This is a genomic window from Sphingobium sp. CFD-2 (genome assembly GCF_024611135.1).
GTDB lineage: Bacteria > Pseudomonadota > Alphaproteobacteria > Sphingomonadales > Sphingomonadaceae > Sphingobium > Sphingobium fuliginis.
Genome location: NZ_CP084409.1, coordinates 59,821 through 66,486 on the forward strand (window position 1 = coordinate 59,821; position 6,666 = coordinate 66,486).

The 6,666-nt window shown below is 59.3% G+C and carries 5 protein-coding genes and 3 pseudogenes; 6 read left to right on the forward strand and 2 right to left on the reverse strand.

The features are described 5' to 3' along the window. Nucleotides 1-223 precede the first annotated feature (223 nt). Nucleotides 224-667 (forward strand): annotated as a pseudogene (locus tag LDB29_RS28555) (recombinase family protein); the annotation flags it as partial. 35 nt (nucleotides 668-702) lie between these two features. Beyond that, nucleotides 703-828: pseudogene (locus LDB29_RS28560) on the forward strand (transposase); the annotation flags it as partial. A gap of 65 nt (nucleotides 829-893) precedes the next feature. Here LDB29_RS28560 and LDB29_RS28565 read toward each other — a convergent pair. Both LDB29_RS28565 and LDB29_RS28570 read right to left on the reverse strand, forming a co-directional pair. Continuing rightward, nucleotides 894-1,760 (reverse strand): recombinase family protein, encoded by an 867-nt coding sequence (locus LDB29_RS28565; RefSeq protein ID WP_006961816.1) that lies wholly within the window; start codon nucleotides 1,758-1,760, stop codon nucleotides 894-896. Between the two features lie 142 nt (nucleotides 1,761-1,902). After that, on the reverse strand, nucleotides 1,903-4,812 hold the full coding sequence (locus LDB29_RS28570) for a Tn3 family transposase (protein ID WP_006961814.1): 2,910 nt from the start codon (nucleotides 4,810-4,812) through the stop codon (nucleotides 1,903-1,905). A 134-nt stretch (nucleotides 4,813-4,946) separates the two neighbouring features. Here LDB29_RS28570 and LDB29_RS28575 point away from each other — a divergent pair. The 4 genes and pseudogenes from LDB29_RS28575 to LDB29_RS28585 all read left to right on the forward strand — a co-directional run. Next, a pseudogene (locus tag LDB29_RS28575) lies at nucleotides 4,947-5,279 on the forward strand (transposase); the annotation flags it as partial. A gap of 24 nt (nucleotides 5,280-5,303) precedes the next feature. Continuing rightward, nucleotides 5,304-5,450 (forward strand): transposase domain-containing protein, encoded by a 147-nt coding sequence (locus LDB29_RS29510; protein WP_373886404.1) that lies wholly within the window; start codon nucleotides 5,304-5,306, stop codon nucleotides 5,448-5,450. A 93-nt stretch (nucleotides 5,451-5,543) separates the two neighbouring features. Next, on the forward strand, nucleotides 5,544-5,978 hold the full coding sequence (locus LDB29_RS28580; RefSeq protein WP_072598983.1) for a GNAT family N-acetyltransferase: 435 nt from the start codon (nucleotides 5,544-5,546) through the stop codon (nucleotides 5,976-5,978). Between the two features lie 172 nt (nucleotides 5,979-6,150). Then, complete coding sequence (locus LDB29_RS28585) at nucleotides 6,151-6,369, forward strand: hypothetical protein (protein ID WP_226998743.1); 219 nt, start codon at nucleotides 6,151-6,153, stop codon at nucleotides 6,367-6,369. Nucleotides 6,370-6,666: the final 297 nt, after the last annotated feature.

The window sequence follows — 6,666 nt, forward strand, 5'->3', positions numbered from 1 at the left end:
GCCTTCACCAACGGTGCCTGCGGATTTGTATTGCGCACGGCTGCTCGCAGGTGCAGCATGAGGATGCCTTTCAGGCATCCTCTCCTAAAACTATGGCCGGCCGTTGTGCCGGCCTTTTTGTGTGGCCGCGACGGCTTACGTAGCGCAATCCCTGGCAGAGAAGCTGGCGCCGACGTCCCTCAAGCTCGCCTACCGTGAATCTGTGGCCGAATAATGCACAGGGGCCTATCTGCGCAGCGGCGACACGCTGGTGGTTTGGAAACTCGACCGTCTTGGGCGCTCGATGAGCCATCTGATTGAGAAGGTCGGCGAGCTAGCGACGCGAGGTATCGGGTTCCGCTCGCTCACCGAGAACATCGACACCACCACTTCGGGCGGGATGCTGGTGTTCAACATCTTCGGCTCGCTTGCCCAGTTTGAGCGCGATCTGATCCGGGAGCGCACCCATGCAGGCCTCAAGGCCGCTCGCGAGCGAGGTCGCCCCGGTGGGCGGCGGCCAGTGGTCACACCTGACAAGCTCCGCAAGGCGCGCGAACATATCGCTTCCGGCCTCACAGTTCGCGAGGCCGCCGCGCGCCTCAAGATCGGCAAAACCGCCCTCTACAAAGCCCTCGAAGCCACGGAGAAGAACACAAAGTCCCAGCGTTCCCGGTCCGTTCGCTCTTAGCGTGCAGATAAGTCACTTTCGTGCAGTCACCCCTTGCAGGCTTCCTGCAGGCGGATGCCTATGCCGGCTTCGAGCGCCTCTACGCCAGTGACCGCGAGCCCGCGCCGATCACGCCAGTTGCCTGCTGGGCGCATGCCAGACGCAAGCTGAACGATGTCTATAAGGCCCAGTCGGCCCGAAGCTGCGATTTTGGCCATGTTGAAGAACAAAGATTGAACATGGCGATCTACCAGGCTCGCTCTTGTCCTCCAATCTCGTAAACATCGGTCTCGATCGAGCACCTGTAGCTCTCTGCGATGTTGAACATCTCTGTCTGGAGAGATGCGATCTCATCATCGAGGCTGACGCCATCGGCACCCTGATCATAGGCGACGGTCAGCGTGTAATCGCAGTTCCCGGTCTTTTGCATCTGGTAATCCCGCTCCAGCATCGCCTCAATGCGCTCGCGAGCGGGCTTTCTGCCACGACCATGCTTGTTGAAGTTCTCGATGGTCAGATGCAGGGCGATGGTGACAGAAGGCGGCTTTTCCGGCAGCCCGATCCTTGAAGGAATGACGTCAAGCGCCCGATAGACGGTCATTCTTGAGATCTTGAGGTCGCGCGCGACGCTGGCCTTGCTCGCGCCGGCGGTGATCCGGCGTCGGATTTCATCGTCATCGATGTTTTTCTTCCGGCCTTTGTAGACGCCTTCGGCGCGCGCCGCCTCGATCCCGGCGCGCTGCCGGTCCTTGATGAACGTCAGTTCCATGTCCGCGACCATGCCCAGAATGGTGATCACCATCCGCCCCATGCTTCCGGCCGTCGTCACCTCCGGCTCAAGCACCCGCAATGAGGCTCCCTTCTGGTCGAGTTCATGAACCAGATTGAGAACATCGCGTGTGGAGCGACCGAGCCGATCGAGACGCAGGACGACGAGTTCGTCATCGGCGCGCAGGAACTGCATGATCGTCTCAAGCTCCGTGCGTCCAGTGCGCGATGCGCCCGAGCCTGTTTCGGAGCGGAGGATTTCACAGCCCGCTGCCTTCAACCGGGCAACCTGGATGTCGAGATCCTGGTCGATGGTGCTGACGCGGGCGTAGCCGACGCGGGTCATGGGCAAATCCGTCACATTAGGGTGGCTTTGCCCTCGTACAGTAACATTGGTGACGGAACCACCCTTTTGTGACATGTCGTATATGTCACTTCCGATCGTCACGTTCGGGTGCACCCAAATGGTGCGAGCGGAAAGGCCCCGGTCAGGCAGCAAGCCGCCCAAAATCGATCCGGCTATTCAGATCGAGGTCGAAGCGGCCATAAGGATTGACGTGGCTGTAAATCAGCGGTGTGAGGCCGCGATAATCATCCGGCGTCATCCGGCCCGTCCATTTCGGTTCCACCAGCACGCTCTGAAGCATTCGGGTGTTCACATAGACAAGCGACGCTTGCAGCAAATGTAGCGCCAGGACCGAGAGCTGCTGCTCATCGATGCGGTTAGTGGCGATCTCGCCGCCCTTGCCGAAGAAAACGAACCCATTGGCACTGTTCCAGTTTTCAACGACATTCAGGCCTTCATGAATTTCGCGGCGGAAGGACTCCTCGCGCAGATACCGGCACAGGAAGATCGTCTTGACCGCGCGGCCCAGCTCACTCAACGCCTTGTAGGTCGGGTGCATCACCTCGGAGCGGCTAAACCGGCGCAGGATCGCCTCCGGGTCGGCGGTTTTTGTCTGCATCGCGGCTGCATATTTGACCATCTCGTCATATTGCTGCTCGATCTCATCCCAGTTGATCGGACTGGAGAGGATCGGCTGCAAGTGGGGAAGCCGCGTTCGCATGCCGACATCGGGAAGAGCCAGCTTCTGGCGAGCGATCGCTTTCAGGCGGGGTGCAAGCTCAAATCCGAGAAGCCGGCAAAATGCAAAGCCAACCGCGCTTTGGCCATGACTATCAACATATTGTCGCTGGATTTCCATGTCGGTGCAATGGCGCAGCACGCCCTCGATCATGGAGGCGACCTCGGAGGAAGAGCAGCGCTTGAGCTGGGAATAGACGCATGTCGCGCGTCGTTCGACATGCCAGTAGATCATGACGCCCCGTCCACCATAACGCGCATGCCATTCCGTCATCAGGTTGCGATCCCAGGCTCCGAACTTTGTGGAATCTGACGCACAGGCCGTGCCGGCGTCCCCCCAGACTGCAGCATTGCGGATTGCCAGGGTCGCATTCGCAACCCTGGCACACGCCTCCTTGAGCGCCGCGGCATGAACGAAGCGGCGATGGACATGCAGCAGCTCTTCATAGCTGACATCGGGGGTGGCGCCGGCGATCCGCTTGAGCCCGGCATTCGTTCCCAGGCCGTAGAGGCATAGCAGGAGACGTTGATCCAGCGCGGTTTTCGGCAGTGCAACACGCGAGGCCGATGTTTCGAACGCTTCGAGAAGTCCCGTATCAAGGGCAGCCTCCTTCAGTACGTCGAGCAGCCCGGTCATCGGCCAGCGTTGGCCGATCTCGGTCTTGATCGAGGCGAGACCCCTGGGTTCGGGCAAGGGTTTGAACGGGGTGAGAGATATACGGTTCTCGCCGCGCCACAGCAGCCGAACCTTGTCGTTCCGGGGAATATTGGCATTGAGGAGCAACAGTTCCTGAGCAAGCTCTTCCCGGATGGCGCTTGAAAATGCACGCGCATCCGCCGTCAGGTTCAATCCTGTGTAATATGCTTCTCGCCGCGCATCGAAGTCCTTGGGAAGATCGTCATCGGGATTGCGGTATCGGTCCGCCCCGACAACCCAGATTTCCTTAGAACGGATGCGATCGCGCAGTTGCGCGAGGACACAAAGCTCATAACTGATCCGGTTTACGCGCCCCTCTTCATCAATGACGGAACTGCGCCATCTCGCCGGAATGACCTCGTCGACCGGCACTGCGTGCGGCGGCACGTAGCGGCATCCATCATCCACTTTGCTTCTGATCCAGTCCAGGGCCGCCAGCACCGGACGCCACACGGCGTTGTTCGACCGGAACTCCAGTGCCGAAAGCAGGCTTGGCAGCATACGGCGATAATGATTGGCCCATGACCTCCGCATCACCTTGTAGATCCGCCGATCCAAGGCGCCCTTTGCCTGGCTTTCCTTGATGATCGCCGCCAGTTTGTCCTTGCCGGCGATTGGGAAAATGACATCGCAGATGCGCCCGGATGGATCGTCGATCGAAGCGCTGGCAATCTCGACCAGGAGTCGCTCCTTGCCATAGACCCGCTCGATGTCTTTCGCGATATCGCCCACCACCTTGCGTTTCGAGCGCGATCCGATCTTATGGACCGTCTCGATCAGCAGGTCGACCATCGCATCCGTAAGCTGAGCTTCCCGCGCCATCAGATAAACGGCATAGAGCCCGAGCTGGCGCGCCGGTACATGCCGGCGCATCTCCGAGGCTTTCTCGCCGGCAACCCGGCGAACGATCTGATCGACCCATGCCTTGCCCGTGACCGATAGGAAATCTCGGGGAAGAGCAAGCCGTTGGATAAAGGCGAGTTTGGCGGTCACGCCAAGAATGTTTTCGAGCGTCGCCTGACCTGCATCCCCCTTCATCGTGTTGAAGCCGGTCGGGCCATCGGGATCGGCGAGCGAGGCTTCCAGCAAGGCGACCGCATCCGGCGCAAGCCGATCGCGGACTCGGGCCAACAGGGCCTCCAGATAGAGGTGTCGTTGCGAACGGACGAGGCGTTCCAGCTCCTTGCGCGACGGCCCATAGATACGGCGGTCGCGGCACCACAGGAAAACATGCTCGAGCATGGCATTGATCGGCTGCCCGCCCGCACAAAGATCGTCGGAAATCCACCTCGACAACGCCCTGCGATCCGTCTGCGTCATACGGCGGAACCCGAGATGCCGCAAAATCTCCGCGCAATGCCGGCGGGCGGTGCGCCCGGAAAAATCATAGTGGTTCACGGATTTGGCATCGAGACCAAGTTGCTCCGCCAGATACAAGACACCGTCGGAGGGTATCGACGCATGATCCGGCACAAAGAAGCCATGCCCGGCGAAAAATCTAAGCTGAACCGCCAATCCCAGTCGTGCCGTCTCCGCTTTGCCGGTCACGAACGCGATGTCCGAAAAACTCAGGCTCCAGGAGCCGATCAGATCCCCACTCGAAACGCCAAGGCTCATAACGCCGCTCCCTTATCGGAGCGGAACGTCGTTCCTCGCATGGGCGATCGTCAACAACAACCAGCCCGTTCCCGACGTGTTCTCCAAGATGACCAAAATCGCAGCTTCGGGCCGACTGGGCCTATAAGGCGGATCCGAACTCGGCTGCGTTCCAAGGCTTGCACATGATCGGGGAGCTCTACGATGTCGAGCGGCAGATCGTGCGTGAGCCGGCGGATTTTCGTCGCAAGGCTCGTAAGCTCTCGAAGCTCAAGGCGCTGGATTTCTTCGCCTGGGCCGACGAGGTGCTGTCCAGGGCATCGGCCCGGTCACCGTTGGCCGACGCGCTGCGCTATGCGGCGAAGCTGAAGCCGCAACTGCTCGCCTACACCGACGACGGCAGGCTGGAGATCGACAACAATCCGGCGGAGAATGCCCTCAGGGGTATATGCCTTGGCAGGAAAAATTGGCTTTTTGCAGGCGCCGACTGCGGCGGGGAGCGCGCCGCTGCCATGTATTCACTGCTTGAAACGGCCAAACTCAATGGCGTCAATCCGCAGGAGTGGCTTGCCGATGTGCTTGATCGCATTGGCAAGGGGCATCCGATCAACCGGATCGATGAACTTCTGCCGTGGAGATGGCAGGCATCGCAGGTCTAAATCTGCTTGGAAGTGGTGTCGCTCCCAGCTTAATGTCATCTGCACCCGCCATTCCTATGAATACCAAGGCGTTATGATCGAGTTCTACACGTGATGATCGTTTTGAGATTGCGGAAAGTGACCGAAGCAGACCCGACGCGAGATTGGGTTCCGGCCGAACACTACGATATTGTCTTTGAAGGTGAGGTCGTCGGATCCATTCAACTTCGCCTTGGAAATACCGAATATATGCGGCTGTACGGTGGTCACGTTGGTTACGGCATCGAACCTCAGCATCGCGGTCATGGATATGCCGCCGCAGCACTCAAGGAACTGTCTTCAATCGCACAGCGCCATGGTTTTCAGGAAATCTGGATTACCTGTCGGCCTGATAATATTGCTTCGTGGCGTACTCTTGAAAAGGCCGGTGCGACCTATGAAGGAACGGTCGACGTTCCATTGGACAGCGATCTTTATGTGCGTGGAGATCTGCAAATGCGTCGGTATCGACTCGTGATTGGTGCGAAGGAAACGCTGCCTGCCGGGTAGATCGTTCGTGTCGGCCAAGGCCCCAAAAGGGGCGGTTACCAAGCGTGCGTGCGCCGCAAAGACGACCTACAGCGGACGCTTACCTTTCCACGCTATGCCCTCTATAAGCGCGACAGAACGCCCCCTTATTCAATGCGATGTTATGGCACGACCTAAACGACAGGAAGATCCATTGCTGCCGGTCCCGCTGCCAAAGCGGCGTCCGAGCCGCGCGAACACGCGCAACCTTGCTGCTTGGGTGAAACCTGAGCTTGCAGCTGAGATCAAGGGATTGGCTGAACGCGAGCAAACGTCTGTCGCGGCCCTGGTCGAAGAGGCGACGATCAATCTCTTGAAGACGCGCGGGATCGATTATCCTGACTATCTGCGCCATTACCGCAAAGCGGGATAAGTCCGCATCATAAGCGTGTGCACACGCTTATTCTTGCCAACTCCTGAAACTTGAGCCAGTTATGACCCGCTGATTCCGTCTTGGAGTCGGTGATTCATCTGTTGTGCGCGGGGTGGCTCCCCGTCTGCAACGGGCAACAAAAAACCCTCGCTTGGCTGAGCGAGGGCTGTTTGTGCCACCGAAGTGGGCGATTGCTTAACCCCTTTATCGGTGGCGCTGCGGCGAAAGTCAATCCTGAAAGCGTGCTTTCGGGAGCGATGGCGCTTGGCCTCGCGGGACCGACGAAGGGAGGTCCGC

Coding starts and splice junctions, on each gene's coding strand:
- LDB29_RS28565 (WP_006961816.1), bottom strand. CDS start 1,760: ATGACCCGCGTCGGCTACGCCCGCGTCAGCACCATCGACCAGGATCTC.
- LDB29_RS28570 (WP_006961814.1), bottom strand. CDS start 4,812: ATGAGCCTTGGCGTTTCGAGTGGGGATCTGATCGGCTCCTGGAGCCTG.
- LDB29_RS29510 (WP_373886404.1), top strand. CDS start 5,304: ATGTATTCACTGCTTGAAACGGCCAAACTCAATGGCGTCAATCCGCAG.
- LDB29_RS28580 (WP_072598983.1), top strand. CDS start 5,544: ATGATCGTTTTGAGATTGCGGAAAGTGACCGAAGCAGACCCGACGCGA.